Raw genomic sequence first — 22,624 nt, forward strand, 5'->3', positions numbered from 1 at the left:
GAAGCTTTTTCGTTGATAAATCAGACGTTTAATAAATCTAAACTGTTAATGCTTGAACGCATTAATTGAATAGTTAAGCCGTGAATCTTATATTCGAGAAGGATTTAAACAGTTTTATTGGCGAGGGAAATAATAGAGGAAAATACCAGTAAGCTGTGCAACTTAATAAGCTGCACCAGCATATAAACAGTATTTTGTTTCAGGTTTTATGCTTAATTCAATAAGCCTAAATGCTGGACAAGAATCGACGTGCCGATGCCTATCAGCACCACGCCGCCGAGCACTTCAGCCCATTTACCGATAGCCGCACCTAGAAAACGGCCAAGTAGCATGCCGGTGGTCGCCATAATGGTAGTTGCTGCGCCGATCGTTAACGCCATCGCCACAATATTCACCTGCAAGAATGCGAGACCTACGCCTACGGCCATTGCGTCGAGGCTGGTGGCAATCGCCGTAGTGACGAGAAGCCAGAATCCGTGACGGCGCGGCACGTCACACTCTTCGACTTCCTCTTTTCGAACCCCTTCCATGATCATGCGAATACCCAGCACCAGCAGCAGCACGAAAGCGACCCAGTGGTCCCAGCTCATTATGAACTGACTAGCGGCAAGTCCGATACCCCAACCGATAATCGGGGTTATCGCTTCGATAACGCCAAAAATGAGGCCGGTACGCAATGCTTCTTTGAGCGGCGGGCGATGCAGTGCGGCGCCTTTGCCTATTGCAGCGGCAAATGCGTCCATCGACATACCAAACGCTAGAATCAGAATTGCATAAGTGTTCATAAAACAGACCAATTAAGCCCAGGTTGATGAAAAAAGGCTATTAGTGAAAAGAGGCGGCTATACTGCCACAAAAGTTTAAATAAAAAAACCATATTTTTCATGCACTTATAGCAAGTGGTAAGATACATAGCACAGGCTATACTTGGGCAAAACATCCGCATTAGTGATGAATTTTAACCAGCAAGCTAGTCAAAACATTCAGTAATTAGAGAAAGTTAGCCAAGAAGCACGTAATCCCGATTATTTGTGGGGAATAACGGGAAAAGCGGGATATCCACGATACCCCTAATCTTTGTACAGATACAAAAGACAAATAAAAATGCGCCCTGGTTACTGACAAAACGCATTTTCAAAGAGTGGGTGCCGATTTGTACTGCTAATGACGAGAGAGCGGAATAAAGGAAGAGAAGGTGCCTTTGACGATTTGTTGCATCTGTTGTTGCGGGATTTCGAACTCGACAAACTCTCCGGGCTTTCTTGCCATTCCCGGCAACATGTTGCGTTTCATATGCTGGCTTTCTGACAAATCGACCTCACCGTTCGGCATAATCGTGACCTGTCCTTTCGGGCCTCTATAATGCACAAAGTGACTTCTCACCAAATAATGATGGCCTTCCTGGTTTTTCATCGGTACCTCCACCGCGCTCGTGGTCTCTCTCACCTTTATCTTTCCTCGATCTCCTTTGCCAATAAGATGTTCGAGTATCTCTTCTTCAAACGGCGTATTTGCAGCGCGGACAAGCCGTGACTCTCCGGCAACATAATTTTTGTTCAAACCAAATGAGTCTAAATAGGAAAATGCGTACTCCTTTTCCATGGGTGACGGCGCGGGTGCCTCGGCATATACCGTGGTCGGCTTTATTAACGTGAAAGCGACATGCAGGATCTTGCTAATGAAATGATTACTGGTGGTTGAAAAAGAGGGCAGAGGACGTTGCGCGTTAGTTGCGCTTTTTAGCGTAAAAATATTTGTTAGCATTAAAGCTGCTCCTGATGATAAATAATAATTAATAACAATGGGTTACGCTTATTATCTTATCAGGCGCTATTACATTAATCAGAGAGCAGCATTACAAATTCGCTTACTGGACAGGCAGCTATCGTCGATTCCAGAAGTTCAGCAACGGGGTCACGGTAATTCCGTGGATCAACACGCTGGCGGTGATAATAGTCAGCGCATAGTTGGTCATGGTGTCCGCTTCTTTACCCTGCATGCCGTGCATATAGGCATAGGCGATGTAGTTTAAACTGCCAATTCCACGAATGCCGAGCCAGCCGAACAGCAAACGTTGCTGTTTGGAATAGGGTGAACCCATGGTTGAAATATAGACTGCCAGAGGACGCACGATACAAAAGAGAATAAAGGCCAGAATCAGCGCCGACGGATCCCAGTGCAGCGCCAGAGTAATACCCAGCACAATAACAATCGCCGCCGCGAACAGTCTTTCAAGCGTATCGCCAAAAGAAAGCGCGTCACCAATCACTAATCCCACCACTTTTAACGGGCTGCGTTCTTCAATCGAATGACGCAAATGTGGGTTTATCATCATCTCGGCAGGCGGATTATCATCTTCTTCTTCGTCAGTCGGATTTCTTCTTTGCACCTTGATTTCAGCACTGCGTAACCCGACGCCAGCCGCGAAAGCTGCCAAAAATCCGGAAGAATCCACCGCCAGCGCGAGAGAATAACTGAGGCAGATCAGTGCCAACGCAATAAAATCACTGGGTGCATCTTCCCCCTGCACGTGTCGCCAATGGGTCGAAATCAGGCCGACAATTCGACCAAGACCATAGCCGATGCCGAGACCGGCAAACAGCGCCCAGATGACGTCGACGGAAAACCAATGCAACAATTCTCCGCCTGAAACGACACCGTCGGCGTTGTACCACAATAAGGCCAGCATCAGCAGCGGCAACGCCGTGCCGTCGTTTAATCCGGCCTCGCTCGAGAGTGAAAGACGCAGCGAGTCATCGTCACGCGAATCATTAACCGCAATCAGGCTGGCTAATACGGGATCGGTGGGAGCGATAATGGCCGCCAATGCCAAAGAGATTGGCCACGAGAGTCCGGCAAAATAGTGGGCAATGAGCATTAAGCCGCCCACGGTCAATACCATCGCGGGCACGGCAAGCCTAAATCCTATTCGCCAAATGCTGGCCCTTAAAGGAACGCGTATTTTCAAGCCGGTAATAAACAGCGAGGTTGCAATCGCAAATTCGGTAATGTGACTGACTAGCTCGGAGTGGGCGGTAATATCCAGACGCAGTAAGTCAAAGCCCCAAGGCCCGCAAAGTACGCCAACCAGCAGATAAATACCGAAGATAGGGATCGGCGTGCGGTTTATCCAGCCGAATGATAATGACATTAATAGCAGCAAACCCCCGGCTGCGGCGGTCCATGCGAGATAACTCATAATTCCCCTAGGTAAAAAATAAAAAAAGCGATCTTATTTATCCCATTATAGTTCAGCAAAAAAAATACCCGCGCGAGGCGGGTAAGTCGCTTTTATGACATCAAAAAATATCAGTAAGCGCTAAGACAGGGGAAACTAACGTTAAAAATTAGCACAAGATTGTGATTACACGAGAGTAGAAGGGAAAATTTCAGTGAACTGGGATTATTCTTACCCGCGCCATTCTGGAATCCCCGCATTCAACGGCTACGCTTTAATAACAGGAATTTAGCGTTATTAACGCTGGCTCTGCATAACAAAAAGATCGCAAAACAAATGATCAAACGCGTTTCAACCTTTATGTAGCTTTCAACTTTTATGTAGCAATGTCGAGTGGTGAACAGGATGAGCAATGAAACTTGCACAATAATATTCAATGGCAACAGGTTAACAGGTGAAAGTGGGAAACCGCTGATCGATTTTCTTGACCAGCAGGGTGAGAAGCTGCCACACGTGTGCTATCACGAAGCGCTTCAGCCACTGCAAACCTGCGACGTTTGCTGGGTGACGCATCAAGACGAGCTGGTGCGAGGGTGCACACTCGAAACTTACGAAGGCATGATTATCTCCAGTCTCGATAATCATTCGAAAGCCGCGCAGGAAGAGGGGATGGATCGCATCCTTAATCGCCACGAACTTTACTGTACGGTGTGTGAACATAATACCGGCGACTGCACGCTGCACAACGCGGTCGCGGATATGCACATCCCGATTCAATATTACCCTTACGAGCCTAAGCCCTCGGCTAAAGATTTTTCCAACCCGTTTTATACCTACGATCCCGATCAGTGCATTCTCTGTGGTCGCTGTGTCGAGGCCTGTCAAAATGTTGAAGTTAATGAAACGTTATCGATAGATTACACCAGCGAGCACCCACGCGTGCTGTGGGACGGCGGCGAGCAAATTGCCGGTTCCAGCTGCGTTAGCTGCGGTCACTGCGTCACAGTGTGTCCGTGCAATGCGCTGCTCGAGAAAACCATGCAACCAGATGCGGGGCCTTTCACCTCCACGCCGCCGGACCTGAAACGTCCGATGATCAACTTTGTAAAATCTCTCGAGAACTCCATCGGCATGGGGCCGATTACCGGCATTTCGATCATGGACATGGCGATGCGCCAGCATGAGATCAAAAAAACCAAAACCGTTTGCACCTATTGTGGAGTCGGTTGCACTTTCGAAATGTGGACCCGCGATCGTCATATCCTCAAAATTCAGCCCGTGGCCGACGCGCCGGTCAACGGCATCTCAACCTGCATCAAAGGCAAATTCGGCTGGGATTTCGTGAATAGCGAAAAACGATTGACCACGCCGCTCATCCGCGAAAACGGACGTTTTCGTCCGGCAAGTTGGGACGAGGCACTGTCGCTGGTGGCGAGAAAGCTGACGGAAATAGCCGATCGTGACGGTGGCGATAGCATCGGTTTTATTGGATCAAGCAAAGCCAGCAATGAAGAAGCCTATCTGACACAAAAAATTGCCCGACTGATTTTCGGCACCAACAACGTCGATAATTCATCGCGTTATTGTCAAAATCCCGCCACTGAAGGACTGTTTCGCACCGTAGGCTATGGTGGCGACGCGGGCAGCATCAGCGATCTTTATCAATCGGAACTGATTGTCATTGTCGGCAGTAACTTGGCCGAAAATCATCCGGTTATCGCGACTCGCATCAAACAGGCGCACAAACATAACGGCCAGAAACTGCTGGTAGTCGACCCGCGTCAGCATGAAATGGCCGAGCGCGCCGACTGTTATCTGCGTATTCGCCCCGGTTCTGACATGGTGTGGGCCTCGGCGATGTCGCGTTACATGTTTGAGGCCGGCTATGCCGACGAGACATTTCTTGCCGAACGCGTCAACGACGTCGAGAGTTATCGCCAAAGTCTTGCGCCTTTCACGCTGGAATTTGCCAGCGACTGCACGGGATTATCCGTCGAAGCGTTACGCACCGCCGCTGAGATGATTGGTCAGGCCAAAAGTATGTGCATTCTCTGGGCGATGGGCATTACCCAGCACAGCCACGGCGCAGACACCAGCACCTCGTTGTCGAATTTGCTGCTGGTAACCGGCAACTATGGCCGTCCGGGCACAGGAGGATATCCGATGCGCGGACATAATAATGTGCAGGGTGCCAGCGATTTTGGCTGCCTGAGCAATATGTATCCGGGTTATGAAAAAGTGACCGATCCCGCCATGCGCGAAAAATGGGCGGCGGCGTGGGGCGTTGCGCCAGAACATCTTTCGGATAAGGCCGGAGCCGATAACTTCTTGATGGTGAAAGAGGCGCACGAGGGCAAGGTCAAGGCGATGTATGTGATTGGTGAAGAAACTGCCTTTGCCGATGCCGACTCCACGACCGTTCACGAAGCGTTTACCCGCCTCGACTTTATGGTGGTGCAGGATATTTTCATGAGTCGCACCGCCGAATATGCCGACGTGGTGCTGCCAGGCTGTCCGAGCGTGGAAAAAGAGGGCACCTTTGTTAATACCGAACGCCGCATTCAGCGTTTTTACGAAGTCATGCCGCCGTTGGGCGACAGCCTTCCCGACTGGCGAATTTTGACTGACCTCGCCGCGCGACTGGGCCATCCGTGGTATTACACTCATCCTTCACAAATTATGGACGAAGCAGCGGGTATCGCTAAAGCATTCGCGGGCGTCAGCTATCCGCGCCTTAGCAGCTGGCAGTCGCAGCAGTGGCCGGTAAATGCCGACGGCACCAGTACGCCGCTGCTTTATACCGATAAATTTAAATTCCCCGACGGTAAGGCCAAGCTGCACGCGCTGGAATGGAATCCGCCGCAGGAACAGCCCGATGATGAATATAATCTCACCTTGAATAACGGGCGCATGCTGGAACACTTCCAGTCGACCAATCAGACCGGGCCTGGCGGACGCATTTTATCAATTTCGCCTTACTGGTTTGTCGAAATCAGCCCTGAGTTGGCGGCTGAACGTCGATTAAACGAAGGGGATTGGGTGACGCTAACCTCACGCCGCGGATCGGTCGAGGTGCCGGTGGTAATTACCGATCGCGTAGCAGGAAAAGTGCTGTTTATTCCGATCCATTACGGCGAAAACGGGGTGAATCCGCTCACTGGCGATCATCACGATCCAGACGTGAATACCCCGGCCTATAAAGAGCTGGCGGTAAAAATGCGCAAAAGCGGGCAGGAGAATAAAGGCTCGCCGCTGCCGGCACATAACTTCCGTTACGGTAAACGAACGCCGCTTTCTCACGTGCCGGTGGAAGACAAATGGCAGCAGGAAGGTTACACCCTGCCGCCCGAACACACCCAGCATCCGGAGAAATTTTAATGGCCGAGAAGATGCGTTACGACGTCCCGCCCACTCAGACGGAGCCCGATGCCAACGAGGCGCTGGGCACGCTGATTGAAAACTTACACAAACACGGTTTTTTGCGACTGGCGAACGATCTGGTGTGCGCCAACACCCAAATTGCCAAAGTACTGGTCGATGGCCTGTCGCAGCCCGGTTCGCAAACGACGGTGCAAAATATTTCGCTGTTATTGATGGCGCTTTCACGCGTGCCGCCGGAGCGTTTTAATCAATTATTAATGGCGCTGACTGACGGGGCTAATGCGCTAAGCGAAGCGTCGCAGGATAAGCCGCAGGGCAAAGCGCCGGGCATTCGCGGGGCGATAAAAATCTTGCAGGATGACAAGCTGTGGGAGGCGATTTCTCCCTTATTGGCCGGCATGAAATCATTTTCAGCAGGCATGGCGCAAGAGGCTGACAAACCGATTACCCGTTATAGCGGCAAGAAAACGCAGGAAGAGAATTAACGGCGAACGCTGTAGAAGGATAGGAAGAGAGCGGGAGAGGAGATAAAAAGAAGGGGAGTTTGCGTCGCGTCGCAGGCTCCCCTTTTTCATTTATATCTCGGCTTTTACTGCCTAAAAGTCGCTGATTGTTTAGTCAGCGTGGACGGCATCAACGGCGATAAACATATGGCCGTGCTCGTTTTTCAGGTGACCGTTGATATTAACCAGCGTGTTAGGTTTAACCTTGTGGCCGCGCCATTTGTCATGCGGGATCATCAAATCGATGCTGCCGGTTTTATCTCTAAACTGATAGGTGTTGTCACCGGTTTTTTTGATGATGTTACCTTCCAGTGAAACCCAGGCATTTTCGCGCTGTGGTTTTGAAGTCAGCATGCGAACATTGCTGCCAATACGGGCATCGTCGGCACCTTTAACGCCAGCATCCTGTTTGTGCGGCGGCGGTGGCGCGGCTGAAGGATCAAATCCGCCGTCGGTAGGCGGCGCAGCAACGGCCGAGAGACTGAACATTGCGCCAATCAGTGCGAGTGTAGCCTTTTTCATCTTTGTCATCCTTTTACAAATGGGTCTAATTACAAAGGGGTCTAAATCAGGCCGGGCCTGATAATGGTCAGCGTCAAACTGCCATGCCAACATCATTTCAAACCGCCCGAAGGTAACAACAATTTTAGGTCAGTATGTGACATTTGGCTATTATCCGAGGATTAATAAGGACTTTCGTGCAACCGAGTTCACAGTTGCGAGAAATTATTTTGCGGAGTTCAAAAATTGAAACATCATTACCGACAAAATGTCGGGTAAAATGTCGGGTAAAATGTCGGGTAAAATGTCGGGTAAAATGTCGGGTAAAATGTCGGGTAAGTCTGAGGATCGATTAACCAAAACGGCCATTATGCTTTGCGCTCTATTGCAGGATAATCCCCACATTACTCACGCACAGCTTGCAGAGCATCTTGCGGTAAATGTCAGAACTATTGAACGTAACTTAAAATTGCTGCAAGAAAAAAACAGGATTCTTCGGCACGGCTCGGCCAGAAAAGGGCATTGGCAGGTGTTATAAAACGTTTGCTCCAGCCCAATAATCGAGCCGGAGCAGGTTAATTCGTTATCCTTATCAATAAATTACCACTTCACCGCGCTTTGCTGCCACGCCAAAACTCTGTCACGCACGGCGAATAATAGGGTGATAAGCGAAGAAAATAGCAGTGCCATCACAATTAGCGCGCCGTACATATTGGCGTAGGCCGCCCAGCCCTGCGCCCACTGCAAATACCAGCCCAATCCTGACTTCACCCCCATCATTTCGGCCGCCACCAGCACTGAAAACGACGCGCCCAAACCCATAAACAGCCCCACGAAAACGTGCGGTAAAGAGGCCGGAATGGCGACGCGCAGGATGAGAAACAGATTGCTGGCACCCAGCGTTCTGGCAACATCGTAATAACGCGAATCAACACTCGATACGCCAGACCACGTCAATACGGTGACCGGGAACCACGTCGCCAGCGCGATGAGAAAGATTGCCGCCGAGAAGCTCGAAGGGAAAAAATAGAGCGATAAAGGCAGCAGCGCGGTAGAAGGCACCGGGCCTAAAAAGCGCAAGATAGGATGCACCCAATAGCCTAATCCTCGCGACCAGCCGATAGCCACGCCGGTAACAAAGCCACTTAAACTGCCGAAAAGGAAGCCCAGCGCCAACAGTCGCAGCGAATTAAGCACGCTGTCGCCAAGGCGATACCAATCGGTGGCATAAGCTTCAACCAACGCGCGCGGCGGGGCAAAAAATGGCGCGGGCAATAGCGCCAGTTTGGCGGTCGCCGTTTCCCAAATACCGATCAACACGGCCAGCGCGATAAGCCAGCGGGCCGAACGTTGCAGAGGAGAAATCAGCAGCCGCCACTGTAAAACGCGACCCAGCAACGCACCGACAGTAAAGACAGCGGCAACGACCGCAAATAGCCGATGTGTTTCACCGACAAACCTTGGCGGCGCGAAGCCAACCTGTTGGTCCGGCCAAAAAATCATTAATGCAACCAGCGCCCACCAGGCGAGTAGGGCGATAATCAAGGTCGGCGTGATCCCCTGTTTCTGCCGTAGAACGGCCGGATTAAGCCTGTCGAGAGTTTCACTGGACATGGGAATTCCTTATCAGCTCATTTTCATGTGGTCATGCGACGCGGGTTGAAGGTTTGAGACAAGCAGGTTTGGAACATAGTGGTCGGCGAACTTTTGCGCGTCGGTATCAGGGCGAATAACGTTGATTAACTTAAGTTCGTTGACGTAGGTCGCCACCTCGCTACGCAACTGATCGCCAGTTGAATGGTGATTGTGGGTGTGCTCTTTAAGCATCGCGGTAATGTCTTCAATCGGCACATTGCCCGGCACATAAGGCGCGAATATCTTTGCCGTTTCGGCAGGATGATCGGCGGTCCACTGCTGGGCATCGACAATAGCCTGCGTAATCGCCTTCGCCACCGCCGGATTGTCACGTACCAGCGAGCCGCGTAACCCGAGCACGCAGCAGGTCATCATGTGATATTCGCCGTTAAGATTGTTGTCGACCTCAACCAGATCGTAGCGTTTTTTAATGAGCCACCCCTGTGGATCATCACTTGCGATGGCCTGCACTTCGCCTTTACGCAGCGCTTCGCCAAACAGATCGGCGGGATATTGCACCCAGTTAACCTGTTTGTCTGGGTCGATTCCCTGCTTAGCCAATTGAATAGCAAAGAAATTACGCAGCGGACTGGCCTGATCGCTGACTGCGACGCTTTTTCCCACTAAATCGCGCACGCTGTTGATGCCGGACGTTTTAGGCGTCAGCAGTCGCATACAGCCGCCGTGCGTACCTACGGTGAGGTCGACATCAAAACCCTGTTCTAGCGGTTTCAACCAGCGCAAGGCCATACCAATGCCGCCGTCGGCCTGCCCTGTAGCTATCGCCTGAAGCAAAGAATCGGTAGGACCACTAAAATTGACCGGCTCTACGTTCAGCCCATATTTCTTAAAGAATCCCTGCTTTAAGGCCACGGAAATCGGTGCCTGACAGACCGCCGTTTGCCCCCATGCCAGCTTGACGGTGGTTAACTTTCCTTCATTGGTTACCGGACCTTCGGCCCATGCTGGAAGTGAAGAGGTCAGGCCAATTCCTGCGCCAATTAATCCTATCCGTTGAATAAACGAACGCCGTGAAGAGTCGGTAAATCCTGCCATTTTGCCATTCCTTATTTTTCTATTTGTAAAGTTTTGTTAGTTGTTTACTGTGGCAAAAATAGGCGTCAAGTTGAAATAACAAAAGTGCATGACTAAATGCGCGGCAAGCTTATTCATTTTCAAGGTTAGCTTTGCTGTTATTGAGCATTTACCTTTGTGCAGAAACGCGGAATATTTTATTCCATATTCACGATGGAAGAGGTAAGCCATGCTTTCAGGCGAAGCAAATAATTACTCGAATAAAGCTGACTCAAGAGAAGCTAATTCCAATAAAGCTAACACCAACAGTGCTACAAGCTCGGTAGGAAGTGGCGTTACAAATAATAATGCAAAACCGACGACGGGATTAGCGCTTACCATTGATCAAGTCAGTCATGCTTTTTATTTGGAGGGCAAAACGCTGGCAGTATTAGATAATGTCTCGTTAAAGGTTGAGCCCGGCGAGTTTGTTGCTCTATTGGGGCCTTCAGGTTGTGGAAAATCGACCCTGCTGCGCTTGGTCGCGGGTCTGGAAAACCCCAGCGTGGGCACTATTTTTGAAGACGATCGCCCGTTGCGGTCGCCCGATCCGAGCCGCGTAGTGGTGTTTCAAGACCCGACCCTTTACCCGTGGCGCAGCGTGTGGGGCAATGTCTCGCTTGGCCTGCAAACGCGAGGGAAACTGACCCCAGAGGGCAAGCAACATATTGATAATACGCTAAATAAAGTCGGCCTGAGTCAGTTCGCCAATGCTTGGCCGCATCAGCTTTCAGGCGGGATGGCGCAGCGTACCGCGTTGGCCCGCGCGTTGGTCAATCATCCGCGACTGCTTATTCTCGATGAGCCATTGGGCAAGCTTGATTCATTAACCCGAATTCGTATGCAGCAAGAGTTGGTGTCGCTTTGGCGCGAGCAGAAATTTACCGCGCTGATGGTGACTCACGATGTTGAAGAGGCGCTGCTGATGGCAAATCGAGTGGTGATATTTAGCCCACGTCCGGCGCGTATTATTGAAACTATCGACGTGCCATTACCTTATCCGCGCCGTCGCGACGATCCGCGATTAGTCGAATTACGTACCCAGGCGCTGCAATTATTAGGTGCCGACGTTCCCGTAGCCTGATGAAATATGGAGCTCAACATGACAATTCATAACAGTATTACCGAACTGGTCGGCAGCACGCCGTTATTACGCCTTAATCGCTTTAGCCAAACCTATCATTTAAACGTCGATCTCTTGGCCAAGCTCGAATATTTCAATCCCAATCACAGTATTAAAGACCGTATTGCGCTCGCCATGATTGAAGAGGCAGAACGCTCGGGGAAATTAAAACCCGGCGTCACCTTGGTGGATACCACCAGCGGCAATACGGGAATTGGTCTGGCCGCCATTGCAGCGGCGAAAGGCTATAAGTTTCGGGTTTATTTACACGACAAACTCAGCGAAGAGCGTTTTGCCGTGTTAAGCGCCTTTGGCGCAGAAATCATTCCGTTTAGTCAGGTCCCCGGATTCGACAAGATTCTCGAAGAGAGCGACGGCGATTTCGTGGCCGCCGCAAAATGGCTGGCGGATAATGTCATCCGTAAAGAACCGAACATCTATTTTACCTATCAGCTTGAAAATCCGGCCAATCCATTGGCGCATTATCAAAGTACCGGTCCAGAAATCTGGCAGCAAACGGCGGGACAGGTCGATATTGTTATCGCTTCAGTGGGTACGGGCGGCACTTTATCTGGGGCGGGGAAATTTCTTAAGCAGTTGAAACCCGGCATTAAACTGATCGCCGTCGAGCCGGGAGTGCATTCGATTCCGGATCGCGACAACCCTGAGGCCAAAGAGATAACCGGCGTTCACGCTTTTAGTACCGTTCTCCCCGAGCGCGTGCCGTTAACGCTGGATCGCGAGTTGTTTGACGAAGCGTTTGCGGTTGAAAGCTGGCAGGCGGTGCAGGTTGCGCGTGAGGTCGCCACAACGGACGGGATTCTGGTCGGCGAATCCTCTGGGGCCGTGCTATTTGCGGCCCGTGAAATCGCGCGGCGACCAGAAAATCAGGGCAAGCGTATTGTGACGATTTTGGCTGACAGCGGTCTGACCTATCTTTCAACCGGTTTATACAATCCGCATCTCAGCATTGAGCAAATCAAAATCACCGCGCTGTTGAAAAGTCAGGTGACCGCGTAATAAAACTCTCCAAAATAACCTTGTCTAGCAGAGGATTAAGCTGTCTTGCGAGCTATATAAGCCTTGCAGACAGCTTGCCTGGATTTTACTTTTTATCTAAGGACCAGGTCGCGCTGCTGACATTGACGGCCACCGGCAATAAACCCACCTGCTTGAATTTATCGGCCAACACCTGCTGCTCTTTAAACACCTCTGGCGTCATTCGCTCCGCGCCAAACGGCATTCTCGCCAACGCCTTCGCCCAGATAGCCTTATCCAAACCGGTCGATTTAGACAAAATTCCGGCGGTTTCATCACTATGTGCATTGGCCCAATCGCTGGTGGTTTTCAGCTCGTCGACCAGCTTTTCGGCCGTTTGCGGATAGGTTTCGGCAAATTTACGGCTCGCCAGGAAGAAGGTGTAATGTGGCACCAATCCTTCGGCGTTGGTGACTTCGCGCGCCTTGGCGTTGCTCTCGACTTCGGACAGGAACGGGTCCCAAATCGCCCACGCGTCAATTGCGCCGCGCTGGAAGGCGGCACGCGCATCACTCGGCGTCAGGTAAACCGGCGTGATATCTTTATACGTCAGCCCGGCCTTTTCCAGCGCGGCGACCAGCAGATAGTTAACGTCTGAACCTTTGTTAAGTGCAACGCGCTTGCCTTTAAGGTCAGCCACGGTTTTTACCGTTGAGTTTTCAGGCACTACAATCGCCTCTGTTTTCGGACTGGCAGGGGAATGGGCCAAATAAACCAAATCAGCCTGCGCCGCCTGCGCAATCACCGGCGGCGCGTCGCCCGTGGCGGCCAAATCGATACTGCCCACGTTGAGTCCTTCGAGCATTTGTGGACCCGCGGTGAACTCAACCCAATGCACGTCGATACCCTGTTTTTTGAAATCGGCGTCCAGCGTGCCACGATATTTCAGCAAGGCAAAAATATTGGCTTTTTGGTAACCAATGTTGACCACTTTTGGCGCGGTCTCGGCAAACGCCGCCGGAAGAGAACCCATTAATACGGCGGTGGTGACCGCGCTAAGAAGCAATTTTTTCATTTTTATATTCCTAAATGACATGGTGTGCGCAAAACATAACAAAACTTGTAATAAGCGCTTAATAGATAAAATTCATAACTTAGATGGAAGTGAAGCAGGTTGATAAAGTTAATCCGCCCAGACCGCGTCGCGCACCTTAATAGCACGAGGGATTAAGCCGAGAGCAAAAAAGCGATCGGCGATAGCCTGCTGGCAGCGAATAATTGCCAAGTCCATTCGTTGAGTTTGATGACTACGCCGCGTCAGCGCATGAGTAAGGGAGTCGGTGGCTAACCCGAGTTCGGCAGAAAGCAGGCCGGCGGCCTCGTGGCGATTGGCGTCAATATAGCGGCCGGTTTGAACCAGCGCGGCCAAAAGCTGATGCAGCAGGTCGGCAGAATGGTGGGCAAAATCGCGATGCGCGAGGTAAAATTGATGGTTATTTACCCGCCCACTGCCATTGGCGATCACCCGCAACTCGCCGCAGCGCTCGGCGTCGCTAAGCAGCGGATCCCACATCATCCAGGCATCGACCGCGTGATGATCGCTGGGCGTTAAAGGATATTTTGGTGGCGAATAAACGATGCGGACATCATCAAGCGTCAGTCCGGCCTCATCCAGAATCTGCACCAGCAAATAGTGAACGTTGGAGCCTTTATTGACCGCGATACGTTTACCACGAAGGTCAGCGAGACTGTGAATCGGGCTCTCTTTGGTAACCAGCAGCGCGACACTTTGCGGCGCGGCAGGCTCCCAAGCTACATAAAGCAGCCGATTATCATTGGCTTGCGCAAATAAAGGCGGCACCTCACCGGTCGTACCAAAATCAATCTCGCCATTGCCCAGCGCATGCAGTAACTGCGGGCCCGCCGGAAATTCGCTCCACAGCACGCTGATACCGCTGCCGGCAAACTGCGCCTCCAGCGACTGTCTGGCTTTGAGAATGCCTAAATTGCCGAATTTTTGGTAACCAATGCGCAGTTCGCGCTCGCGCGGCGGCCCGTTTTGCGGCAGGCGGTGAACCGATGACGTGCCGTTACGGCGAGGTTTTATCATGCCAAGATGAGCCAAATGGGTGCGCAGCGTATTACGACTGACATCCAGCAGGGCGGCGGCCTGTAGCTGGTTGTTGCCGCTCAGCTCGAACGCATTACGCACCAGTGCATCGGTAATCCGTTGATAAAGCGCTTTTTCTCCGCATTGCAGCCGCTGGCGGATAAAATCGTCCAGCGCCTCTTCGCCCAAAGGCAACGCTTCGTTACCGATTGGCGTTAGCCGCAACTGGCGCGGCGTAATGAGGGTTTCTCGGCTCAGCAACACGGCATTGTGCAGGGTGTTTTCCAACTCACGGATATTACCGGGCCACGAATAGTCCATTAAGGTCGCGAGCGTCTCGTTACTCAGTTGCAACTGTGGACGCCCCAATCGTCGGCCATAGAGCCGCAAAAAATGTTCTGCCAGCAGCGGAATATCTTCACGGCGCTGGCGCAGCGGCGGCAGCGTGACCGCGGCTACGTTAAGACGATAATAGAGATCTTCACGAAATCGGCGTTCACGAATGGCCTGCGCCAAATCCACATGGGTCGCGGCAATCACTCGGACATTCACCTTCACGGCCTTGTGCGATCCCACCCGCGTCACTTCGCGCTCCTGCAATACGCGCAACAGCTTGACCTGCAAAGGTAAACTCAACTCGCCAATTTCATCTAACAGCAGCGTGCCGCCTTCTGCGGCTTCAAACCAACCCTGATGTCTCTCCCGCGCACCAGTAAATGCCCCTTTTTCATGGCCGAAAAGCTCAGATTCGGCCAAACTTTCAGTCAGCGCGCCACAGTTTACCGCCAGAAAAGGCTGCTGCTGGCGTGGGCTGTGATGATGAAGATAGCGCGCGACCAGCTCTTTCCCGGTGCCGGTTTCGCCAATAATTAAAACCGTCGCATCGGTGGGGGCGAGCTGGTCAAGCACGCTTTGAAAGGCGATCGACGCAGGATCAATAAGGGTTGGGCCGTGCTGTTGCATCTCGATTACTCCAGTCGATTTAGAAATAAACCATACCGGCCTGCTGATGATTCTACGAGTGGGAAAAAAACCAGATTTGTTGCAAATGCAGCAGAGGTGGCGCAGTCGTTGTTGCTATTGCAGCAGCCAGAAATCGAAATATTATTTTAAGTGTATGAAAATTAAGGATAAATAAAATGTTCAAAGCTGGCATGCTTCCTGCTAACTTCTATATAACCGAAGTTTGATAATCTTTTTATAAAATAAAGATATAGTTATATAGGAAAGTGATAATGAGCGAGTTAGAACAGGACAACATCAACGTTTTCTGGTTTTTGCCGACCCACGGCGACGGCCGCTATTTAGGCACCACTGAAGGTGGGCGTCCGGTAGATTTACCTTATTTACAACAGGTTGCATTGGCAGCGGATAACCTTGGTTATTACGGCGTACTGATCCCAACGGGCAAAAGTTGCGAGGATTCCTGGCTTATCGCCTCCGCGCTGGCACCCATTACCCGAAAACTGCGCTATTTGGTTGCCGTGCGTCCGGGCCTGCAACCGCCGACGCTGGCGGCGCGCATGGCGGCCACGCTGGATCGCCTTTCGGAAGGGCGTTTACTTATCAACGTTGTGACCGGCGGGGATCCGGTCGAGAACAAAGGCGACGGCATTTTCTTGAATCACGCCGACCGTTATAAGGTCACCCGCGAATTCCTCGATGTCTATTCACGCCTAATGAAGGGCGAAAAAGTCGATTATCACGGGGAACATATTCGTGTCGAAGGAGCAGAGGTTCTGTTCCCACCGGTGCAGCAAGAGGGCCCGCCGCTCTACTTTGGTGGCTCCTCCGACGAGGCCATCGACGTCGCCGCCAACCAGATTGATACTTATCTGACTTGGGGCGAGCCGGTGGAACAGGTTGCCGAAAAATTGGCCGTGGTGCGCCAGCGGGCCGAAGCGCGAGGCCGCACGCTGGATTACGGCATCCGTTTGCACGTGATTGTTCGTGAAACCGAAGAAGAAGCGTGGGCCGCCGCCGATCGTCTTATCGCCCATCTGGATGAAGAAACCATCGCCGCCGCGCAGAAAATTTTTGCGCGCATGGACTCGGCGGGACAGGCGCGAATGAGCGCGCTCCACGGCGGAAATCGCGACAGTTTGCGTATTGGCCCAAATTTATGGGCAGGCGTTGGGCTAGTGCGCGGCGGCGCGGGCACGGCGCTGGTCGGCAATCCACAGCAGGTTGCAGAGCGAATTCGCGAATATCAGGCGCTCGGCATCAAGAACTTTATTTTCTCGGGTTACCCGCATCTTGAAGAGGCGCACCGTTTCGCTGAATTGGTCATGCCACTCTTACCCCTGGCGAGCCATGCTGAAAAGCGTCAGCGAACGGTCAATACCGGACCCTTTGGCGAGACGATTGGCGGCGATCGTCGTCCGCAAAAAGCGTCGTCAAAATCGTGAGGAGCAAGCCATGAGTCAACCTTCGTCTACTCATCCGCGCCACATTGTTATCGTTGGCGGTGGATTTTCGGGCACGGCGCTGGCAATAAATCTGGCGCGTCTCGGCGGTGAAAACCTGAAGGTTACCGTAATCGAACCGCGCGAACAGCTTGGGCGCGGCGTGGCTTATGGCACTGAAGATCCCGCGCATCGTATTAATGTGCCCGCAGAGCGGATGTTTCTTTCCAAGGCCGAAGAGGGGGATTTCGACCGCTGGTTCCGCGCTACGCCCGCTTTCGTTCAGGATACTGAGGCACGTTGGCACGACGGTAAACTTTATCCGCAGCGGGGTGAGTTTGGCGCTTATCTGGCCGAAAAGTATCAGCGCGCCAAACAGGTTTCGAAGGTGCAGCTGAACCACGTTTGCGACCTTGCCGTCGCGCTGGAAAACGGAGAAGTCGTCACCGCGAAAGGTGAACGTTATCAGGCCGATGAACTGGTACTGGCGATCAGTCATCCTCCGCCAGCCTTACCTTCGGCGCTTCATCCCTTGCAAAATCATGCAGGGTTGATTGCCAATCCGTGGCGGGCTGGCGCGCTTGAAAGCGTCGAGAATCATCATCGTGTAGCGATTATCGGTAGCGGACTGACAATGTCAGACGTTGTGGCCTCGCTGCATCGGCTCGGGCATCGCGGTGAAATTATGGCGTTTTCACGACGCGGACTGCTACCGCGCCCCAATCTGAGCGGCCAGTTTGCGGCGTATCCGCTCAACTATTCACGTCCACAGGTCAACACGGTTCGCGGCTGGCTGCGCCGTATTCGCCAGGAAGTGGCACAGGCCGCGACGCAAAACCTGCCGTGGCAGCTGGTACTCGACGATATCCGTTTCAACGGCCAGCGGCTCTGGCAGCAATTTCCCCTTAAAGAACAACGGCGTTTTCTTCGCCATCTTCGCCCATGGTGGGACGTTCATCGTTATCGCATTGCGCCGCAGGTCAGCGCCGTGATTGAACAGTGGCAGCGGGAGGGGCGTTTACAGGTCAACGCGGCGCGGCTGTTAAATGTCTCGGCAGCGGGCGAGCAAATGGTGTTAACGCTGCAACCGCGCGGCGGGCCATTGCCTTCCCTTGCTCAGCCATTTTCTGCTCGGCAGCAGCTGACTGTGGACAAAATCATTGTGACGACAGGTCCCGCGCACGGGGCATTGATTGCGCAAGATGCCTTGTTATCGCAGCTTGCTCGCGACGGAATGATTCAGGCTGACCCTCTTGCCTTGGGTATCTGGGTTAATGCGCAATCACAAACTTTAAATCACGAGGGCGCGGCCAACGCACATCTGTGGGTCGTCGGTCCATCGGCGCGCGGCCAATTTGGCGAATTAATGGGGCTGCCGCAGGTGGCCGAACACGCCGAGTTTGTTGCCCGGCAATTGCTTGGTCTATCTGACCTTAAGGCGCATGAGCGATGTCCAGTTTCACAAAAAGTCACCTGATTTTTATCTGATTTTTTTCCTGATCTTCCTGATCAAGAACCTGAATTTACCTTAAAAGGGCTGAGGAAGCGCAAAACGCGCCTTCAGCTCGCGGAGAGAGCTATGTCTTTAACACGAGAAATTCGCTTAAACGCTTTTGATATGAACTGTGTCGGCCATCAGTCACCGGGACTTTGGGCGCATCCGCGCGATCGCTCATGGCAGTATAAAGATCTGGAATACTGGACGGATTTGGCACGTTTACTTGAGCGCGGCAAGTTCGACGGCTTGTTTATTGCCGACGTGCTTGGCGTATATGACGTGCTCGACGGCAATAACGATGCTGCAATTCGTAACGCGACGCAGGTGCCGGTCAACGATCCGCTGGCGCTTATTACTCCGATGGCGCTGGTGACCGAGCATTTAGGTTTTGGCCTGACCGCCTCGCTCTCTTTTGAACATCCTTATCCTTTCGCCCGCCGTCTTTCAACGCTGGATCACCTGACCAAAGGGCGAATTGGTTGGAATATCGTGACCTCTTATCTTGAAAGCGGCGCGCGGAATATCGGCCATCAAGCGCAAACCGGCCACGATGCCCGTTACGACTATGCCGACGAATATTTGCAAGTGGTGTACAAACTGCTGGAAGGCAGTTGGGAAGAGGGCGCGATCCTGCGTGATCGTGAGCGGCGCATCTTCTCGGACCCTTCTAAAATTCATCCGATAAATCATGAGGGTACTTTCTTTCAGGTGCCGGGAATTCATCTCAGTGAGCCTTCTCCCCAACGCACGCCCGTGCTGTATCAGGCCGGTGCGTCAAGCCGTGGCAAACAGTTTGCGGCCGAACATGCCGAGTGCGTATTTGTCGCCGCGCCGTCCAAGGTGTTGTTGAAAAAAACGGTGGCCGATATTCGTCGTCGCGCTGCCGAAGCCGGGCGCGATCCGCGTAGCGTACTGATCTTTAACCTGCAAACGGTGATTGTAGGCGAAACCGATTTGGCGGCGCAGGCCAAATGGCAGGAGTATAAAAGTTATGTCAGCTACGAGGGCGCGCTGGCGCTGATTTCTGGCTGGACCGGCATTGATTTTGGGCAATATCAGCCGGATCAGGTGCTTAAAAATCTGCATACCAACGCTATCCAGTCAGCCGTTGAAACTTTCTCCACTGCCGATCCGAATCGCCAGTGGACGGTGCAGGGGCTGGCCGATTGGGTCGGAATCGGCGGCTTTGGCCCGCTTTTGGTGGGCAGTGCCGAAACGGTAGCCGATGAGCTGCAAAGCTGGGTCGAAGAAACCGACGTCGACGGCTTCAATCTGGCCTACGCCGTTACGCATGAAACATTTACCGACGTGGTGGACCTGCTGGTGCCCGAGTTGCAAAAGCGCGGCGCTTATAAGCAGGATTATCAACAGGGTACGCTGCGTGAAAAACTGTTTAATCAGGGCGCGCGTTTGCAAACTCCGCACCCGGCCGCAGGTTACCGCCGTCAATCTCGTAAAGAGACGGAGGGGGTAAAATGAGCACAATTAACATCGACGATGGCGTTACGTCGCCGTCGTCCCATTCAACACCTATTCGATCCGTCGGCGATGTCGCCAAACTGATCAACAGCAACACCAGCAAAAACAGTTACGCGCGTTTTATCGTATTTCTGGCCCTTGGCGGCGTATTTTTGGACGCCTATGACCTGACAACGCTCTCTTACGGCATCGACGACGTGGTCAAAGAGTTTGGCTTAACGCCCACGCTAACGGGATTGGTCACCTCATCCATCATGCTCGGAACCATTGTCGGCAATCTGTTAGGCGGCTGGTTAACCGATAAATATGGCCGCTATTCCGTTTTTATGGCCGACATGCTGTTCTTCGTGGTCTCGGCCATAGCCGCCGGTTTTGCGCCAAACGTGTGGGTGCTGATTGGCGCGCGCTTCTTGATGGGCGTTGGCGTCGGCATCGATTTGCCCGTGGCGATGGCGTATCTGGCTGAATTTTCTAAGTTTACCGGTAAAGCAAATAAAGCGTCGCGCCTCGCCGCCTGGTGTCCGATGTGGTACGCGGCGTCGTCGGTGTGCTTCTTTATTATCTTCGGGCTCTATTTCTTGCTGCCGAAAGATCATCTCGACTGGCTGTGGCGCGCCTCGCTGCTGTTTGGCGCAGTGCCTGCATTATTGATCATCGCGGTACGCAGCAAGTTTATGAATGAATCGCCACTGTGGGCGGCGAATCAGGGAGATTTGGCCGGTGCGGCGCGTATTTTGCGCAAATCTTACGGCATCGAGGCCCATGAAGATCAATCACAGGGTAAACCCGCCAACAACGTCGTGCCGAAAGTCAGTTTCCGCGTGCTGTTTCAAAAGCCTTATCGTGAGCGCACCATTGTGGCAGGGGTTATGAATGTCTGTATTTCTTTTGAATACACGGCGATAGCGTTCTTCCTGCCCTCTATTCTGGCGCAGTTTCTCGGCGCGGGCGTGTTCGAAACTATCTCGGCTTCACTCGGACTTAACGCGCTGTTTGCCTTTACCGGAGGATTACTCGGGATGCGATTAGCGTGGAAATTCCAGTCACGCCACGTCGCCATCGCGGGTTTCGCCTTGCAGTTTATTGCGCTGGTGGCGCTGGCGCTGATTGGTCATCCGACGGCATTGATTGGCATCGTGTTCGCCATCGCCATGCTAGGGCTTTGGCTATTCGCCGAAGGTTTTGGCCCGGGCGCGCAGCTGATGATCTATCCGGCACTCTCTTATCCTACCCACATTCGCGCCACCGGCGTCGGTTTTAGTCGTTCGCTGTCAGGGATCGGCAGTGCTATGGCGCTGTTTATTCTGCCTATTCTTCAAGCCTCATTTGGCACTAACATGTTTTGGATTGTCTCGCTCAGCGGCATTATTCCTATCATTTTCCTGCTGGTGGTTCGCTTTGAGCCTACCCGTCACGATATTGACGACCAACCGAATCAAGGAGAACAACATGTCTAAACACTTTTCTGCTCAACAAGCGGCAGTGGATTATGCCGAGTTGGCCGCGCGTTTTCGTCCCGTTTTCGCCCGTATCGCCGAAGGCACCGTCGAACGTGAAATCAGTCGTCTTCTGCCGGTAGAACCAATTCGCCTGCTTAAAGAGGCCGGATTTGGCGCGCTGCGAATTCCGGTTAACGAGGGCGGATTCGGCGCCAGCTTGCCGCAGTTGTTCCAGTTGCTTACGGAATTGGCCGAAGCGGATTCCAATTTACCGCAGGCCCTGCGTGCGCATTTCGCTTTTATAGAAGACCGTCTCAATCAGCCTGACAGCCCTGAAAGAAGAGCCTGGTTTCGACGTTTTATCGACGGCGAGATAGTAGGAAGTGGCTGGACCGAAATTGGTAACCTTAAACTGGGTGAAGTCATCACCCGAGTTACGCCTGCAGAAAGTGGTTGGAACGTAAACGGCAGCAAGTTTTACAGCACGGGCGCGCTGTACGCAGACTGGATAGACGTTTACGCCCAGCGCGATGACAACGGACGCGACGTCATCGCGCTGGTCAGCACCCATCAACCCGGCGTTGAACGCGACGACGACTGGGACGGCTTTGGTCAACGCCTCACGGGCAGTGGCTCCACCCGCTTCAAGCAGGCGCAGGTTGAAGCCGAGCACCTCTATGATTTCAGTGACCGTTTTAGATATCAGACCGCTTTCTATCAGCACGTTTTACTTTCGACGCTGGCCGGAATTGGTCGGGCCATAACCCGCGATGCGGCACAGGGCGTGGCCCAGCGTAAACGTATTTACAGCCACGGCAATGCCCGACTGGTCAGTCAGGATGTTCAGGTTTTGCAGGTGGTCGGACAGATTTCCAGTTGGTCCTACGCCGTAGAGGCCACGGTGCAGCAGGCCACGCATTCGTTACAGCGCGCTTTCGAGGTGCATGCCAGCGGCGACGAGGCATTAATCAAACAGGCCAACGTGCTGGCAGAAGTTGATGCCGCCAAGGCGCAGGTGATTGCCAGTGATTGGGTGACGCGCGCCGCCACCGAATTATTCAACGCGCTGGGTGCTTCCGATACCCGCACCAGCAAGGCGCTGGATCGACATTGGCGAAACGCTCGCACCGTCGCTTCGCATAATCCTGTCATTTACAAAACGCGTAACGTCGGCGATTGGGAGGCTAACGGCAACGAACCGACCTATATTTGGCAAATTGGCAACGGCGAATAGAAAAGTCAGGTCTATAAATCGTTATAAAACAGGCTCGTGCTGAGATAAAGCACGAGCCTGTTTATTCTTTATAGGCAACCCATCAA

General features: G+C 52.5%; 18 protein-coding genes. 10 read left to right on the forward strand and 8 right to left on the reverse strand.

The annotated features are described in order from the left end of the window. Positions 1 to 212 precede the first annotated feature (212 nt). The 3 genes from mntP to SC206_RS20325 form a co-directional block, all read right to left on the reverse strand. Positions 213 to 785 carry a manganese efflux pump MntP gene (mntP, locus tag SC206_RS20315; protein WP_332740213.1) on the reverse strand — a complete coding sequence of 191 codons (573 nt, stop codon included), beginning with the start codon at positions 783 to 785 and terminating at the stop codon, positions 213 to 215. 376 nt (positions 786 to 1,161) lie between these two features. Further along, positions 1,162 to 1,764: a hypothetical protein gene (locus tag SC206_RS20320; RefSeq protein WP_332740215.1), complete on the reverse strand. Its 603-nt coding sequence runs from the start codon at positions 1,762 to 1,764 to the stop codon at positions 1,162 to 1,164. A gap of 118 nt (positions 1,765 to 1,882) precedes the next feature. Beyond that, a complete protein-coding gene (locus tag SC206_RS20325; protein ID WP_332740217.1) occupies positions 1,883 to 3,199 on the reverse strand; it encodes a cation:proton antiporter in 1,317 nt (438 codons plus the stop codon). A 384-nt stretch (positions 3,200 to 3,583) separates the two neighbouring features. Here SC206_RS20325 and fdhF point away from each other — a divergent pair, with 384 nt between their 5' ends. Both fdhF and SC206_RS20335 read left to right on the forward strand, forming a co-directional pair. Next, positions 3,584 to 6,556, forward strand: a complete 2,973-nt coding sequence (fdhF, locus tag SC206_RS20330; RefSeq protein WP_332740219.1) for a formate dehydrogenase subunit alpha — start codon at positions 3,584 to 3,586, stop codon at positions 6,554 to 6,556. Then, positions 6,556 to 7,044 carry a DUF1641 domain-containing protein gene (locus SC206_RS20335; protein ID WP_332740221.1) on the forward strand — a complete coding sequence of 163 codons (489 nt, stop codon included), beginning with the start codon at positions 6,556 to 6,558 and terminating at the stop codon, positions 7,042 to 7,044. Before fdhF ends, SC206_RS20335 begins: the two co-directional genes overlap by 1 nt. Positions 7,045 to 7,173: 129 nt before the next feature. Here the strand turns inward: SC206_RS20335 and SC206_RS20340 are convergent, their stop codons facing one another. Beyond that, a complete protein-coding gene (locus tag SC206_RS20340) occupies positions 7,174 to 7,584 on the reverse strand; it encodes a YgiW/YdeI family stress tolerance OB fold protein (protein WP_332740223.1) in 411 nt (136 codons plus the stop codon). A 259-nt stretch (positions 7,585 to 7,843) separates the two neighbouring features. On the opposite strand from SC206_RS20340, the gene SC206_RS20345 reads away from it, so the two are divergent. After that, positions 7,844 to 8,101, forward strand: coding sequence for an HTH domain-containing protein (locus tag SC206_RS20345; RefSeq protein ID WP_332740226.1), 258 nt, complete (start codon positions 7,844 to 7,846; stop codon positions 8,099 to 8,101). Between the two features lie 62 nt (positions 8,102 to 8,163). Here the strand turns inward: SC206_RS20345 and SC206_RS20350 are convergent, their stop codons facing one another. Continuing rightward, positions 8,164 to 9,177, reverse strand: a complete 1,014-nt coding sequence (locus tag SC206_RS20350) for an ABC transporter permease (RefSeq protein WP_332740228.1) — start codon at positions 9,175 to 9,177, stop codon at positions 8,164 to 8,166. Between the two features lie 12 nt (positions 9,178 to 9,189). Continuing rightward, positions 9,190 to 10,254, reverse strand: coding sequence for an ABC transporter substrate-binding protein (locus SC206_RS20355; protein WP_332740230.1), 1,065 nt, complete (start codon positions 10,252 to 10,254; stop codon positions 9,190 to 9,192). Positions 10,255 to 10,462: 208 nt separating this feature from the next. Here SC206_RS20355 and SC206_RS20360 point away from each other — a divergent pair, with 208 nt between their 5' ends. Both SC206_RS20360 and SC206_RS20365 read left to right on the forward strand, forming a co-directional pair. Further along, positions 10,463 to 11,356, forward strand: a complete 894-nt coding sequence (locus tag SC206_RS20360) for an ABC transporter ATP-binding protein (RefSeq protein WP_332740232.1) — start codon at positions 10,463 to 10,465, stop codon at positions 11,354 to 11,356. A gap of 18 nt (positions 11,357 to 11,374) precedes the next feature. Then, entirely contained in the window at positions 11,375 to 12,415 is a 1,041-nt protein-coding gene (locus SC206_RS20365; RefSeq protein ID WP_332740235.1) for a PLP-dependent cysteine synthase family protein, read from the forward strand. 85 nt (positions 12,416 to 12,500) lie between these two features. On the opposite strand, the gene SC206_RS20370 is transcribed toward SC206_RS20365, so the two are convergent. Then, positions 12,501 to 13,469 carry a sulfonate ABC transporter substrate-binding protein gene (locus tag SC206_RS20370; RefSeq protein ID WP_442976147.1) on the reverse strand — a complete coding sequence of 323 codons (969 nt, stop codon included), beginning with the start codon at positions 13,467 to 13,469 and terminating at the stop codon, positions 12,501 to 12,503. An 87-nt stretch (positions 13,470 to 13,556) separates the two neighbouring features. Further along, entirely contained in the window at positions 13,557 to 15,446 is a 1,890-nt protein-coding gene (locus SC206_RS20375; protein WP_332740237.1) for a sigma-54-dependent Fis family transcriptional regulator, read from the reverse strand. A gap of 272 nt (positions 15,447 to 15,718) precedes the next feature. On the opposite strand from SC206_RS20375, the gene ssuD reads away from it, so the two are divergent. From ssuD to SC206_RS20400, 5 genes are all read left to right on the forward strand, one after another. Next, the gene (gene ssuD, locus SC206_RS20380) at positions 15,719 to 16,891 is read left to right on the forward strand and encodes an FMNH2-dependent alkanesulfonate monooxygenase (protein ID WP_332740239.1); all 1,173 of its coding nucleotides are present in this window, start codon (positions 15,719 to 15,721) and stop codon (positions 16,889 to 16,891) included. Positions 16,892 to 16,901: 10 nt separating this feature from the next. Next, a complete protein-coding gene (locus SC206_RS20385; RefSeq protein ID WP_332740241.1) occupies positions 16,902 to 18,365 on the forward strand; it encodes an FAD/NAD(P)-binding protein in 1,464 nt (487 codons plus the stop codon). 102 nt (positions 18,366 to 18,467) lie between these two features. Further along, the gene (locus SC206_RS20390) at positions 18,468 to 19,865 is read left to right on the forward strand and encodes an LLM class flavin-dependent oxidoreductase (RefSeq protein WP_332740243.1); all 1,398 of its coding nucleotides are present in this window, start codon (positions 18,468 to 18,470) and stop codon (positions 19,863 to 19,865) included. Further along, the gene (locus SC206_RS20395; protein ID WP_332740245.1) at positions 19,862 to 21,322 is read left to right on the forward strand and encodes an MFS transporter; all 1,461 of its coding nucleotides are present in this window, start codon (positions 19,862 to 19,864) and stop codon (positions 21,320 to 21,322) included. The genes SC206_RS20390 and SC206_RS20395 overlap by 4 nt, the downstream gene beginning before the upstream one ends. After that, the gene (locus tag SC206_RS20400) at positions 21,315 to 22,538 is read left to right on the forward strand and encodes an acyl-CoA dehydrogenase family protein (protein ID WP_332740247.1); all 1,224 of its coding nucleotides are present in this window, start codon (positions 21,315 to 21,317) and stop codon (positions 22,536 to 22,538) included. Before SC206_RS20395 ends, SC206_RS20400 begins: the two co-directional genes overlap by 8 nt. Positions 22,539 to 22,624: the final 86 nt, after the last annotated feature.

Source organism: Rouxiella sp. T17 (assembly GCF_036663475.1).
Classification (GTDB): Bacteria; Pseudomonadota; Gammaproteobacteria; order Enterobacterales; family Enterobacteriaceae; genus Rouxiella.

Coding starts and splice junctions, on each gene's coding strand:
- mntP (WP_332740213.1), bottom strand. CDS start 785: ATGAACACTTATGCAATTCTGATTCTAGCGTTTGGTATGTCGATGGAC.
- SC206_RS20320 (WP_332740215.1), bottom strand. CDS start 1,764: ATGCTAACAAATATTTTTACGCTAAAAAGCGCAACTAACGCGCAACGT.
- SC206_RS20325 (WP_332740217.1), bottom strand. CDS start 3,199: ATGAGTTATCTCGCATGGACCGCCGCAGCCGGGGGTTTGCTGCTATTA.
- fdhF (WP_332740219.1), top strand. CDS start 3,584: ATGAGCAATGAAACTTGCACAATAATATTCAATGGCAACAGGTTAACA.
- SC206_RS20335 (WP_332740221.1), top strand. CDS start 6,556: ATGGCCGAGAAGATGCGTTACGACGTCCCGCCCACTCAGACGGAGCCC.
- SC206_RS20340 (WP_332740223.1), bottom strand. CDS start 7,584: ATGAAAAAGGCTACACTCGCACTGATTGGCGCAATGTTCAGTCTCTCG.
- SC206_RS20345 (WP_332740226.1), top strand. CDS start 7,844: ATGTCGGGTAAAATGTCGGGTAAAATGTCGGGTAAAATGTCGGGTAAA.
- SC206_RS20350 (WP_332740228.1), bottom strand. CDS start 9,177: ATGTCCAGTGAAACTCTCGACAGGCTTAATCCGGCCGTTCTACGGCAG.
- SC206_RS20355 (WP_332740230.1), bottom strand. CDS start 10,254: ATGGCAGGATTTACCGACTCTTCACGGCGTTCGTTTATTCAACGGATA.
- SC206_RS20360 (WP_332740232.1), top strand. CDS start 10,463: ATGCTTTCAGGCGAAGCAAATAATTACTCGAATAAAGCTGACTCAAGA.
- SC206_RS20365 (WP_332740235.1), top strand. CDS start 11,375: ATGACAATTCATAACAGTATTACCGAACTGGTCGGCAGCACGCCGTTA.
- SC206_RS20370 (WP_442976147.1), bottom strand. CDS start 13,469: ATGTCATTTAGGAATATAAAAATGAAAAAATTGCTTCTTAGCGCGGTC.
- SC206_RS20375 (WP_332740237.1), bottom strand. CDS start 15,446: ATGCAACAGCACGGCCCAACCCTTATTGATCCTGCGTCGATCGCCTTT.
- ssuD (WP_332740239.1), top strand. CDS start 15,719: ATGAGCGAGTTAGAACAGGACAACATCAACGTTTTCTGGTTTTTGCCG.
- SC206_RS20385 (WP_332740241.1), top strand. CDS start 16,902: ATGAGTCAACCTTCGTCTACTCATCCGCGCCACATTGTTATCGTTGGC.
- SC206_RS20390 (WP_332740243.1), top strand. CDS start 18,468: ATGTCTTTAACACGAGAAATTCGCTTAAACGCTTTTGATATGAACTGT.
- SC206_RS20395 (WP_332740245.1), top strand. CDS start 19,862: ATGAGCACAATTAACATCGACGATGGCGTTACGTCGCCGTCGTCCCAT.
- SC206_RS20400 (WP_332740247.1), top strand. CDS start 21,315: ATGTCTAAACACTTTTCTGCTCAACAAGCGGCAGTGGATTATGCCGAG.